The 382-nt window shown below is 60.2% G+C and carries 1 protein-coding gene; it reads left to right on the top strand.

Annotation, left to right across the window (positions count from 1 at the left end):
* Positions 1 to 382 (top strand): LptF/LptG family permease (locus tag GWG67_RS38910; RefSeq protein ID WP_275174921.1); only part of this gene is annotated, 382 nt, incomplete at both ends.

Genomic DNA, 382 nt, shown 5'->3' on the forward strand with positions numbered 1-382 from the left:
CACCTACACCAAAGAGCTGTCGGAAGATCGCTCGCAGCTGGCGGGCGTGTTCATCTCTGAAAAGCGCATGTCCAACGACAAGAGCAAGGACAACGGCATTACCGTGCTGGTGGCCGAGAAGGGGCACCAGGAGGTCCAGCCCAATGGCAGTCGCGTCCTGATCCTCGAAAACGGCTACCGCTACGATGGCAATCCGGGTGCCGCTGACTACCGCGTGGTCAAGCACGACACGTATGGGGCGGCGTTGCCCAAGCCGGAAATCAGCGAAGAAATCACTGACCGCGAAGCCATTCCGACCAGCGAGCTGTTCGGCAACCCTGCACCGCGTTCCGTTGCTGAATTGCAGTGGCGCATTTCGCTGCCGCTGTCGGTGTTCATCGTC

Source organism: Bradyrhizobium sp. CSS354, from assembly GCF_029051725.1.
In the GTDB taxonomy this organism is placed as follows: domain Bacteria; phylum Pseudomonadota; class Alphaproteobacteria; order Rhizobiales; family Xanthobacteraceae; genus Bradyrhizobium.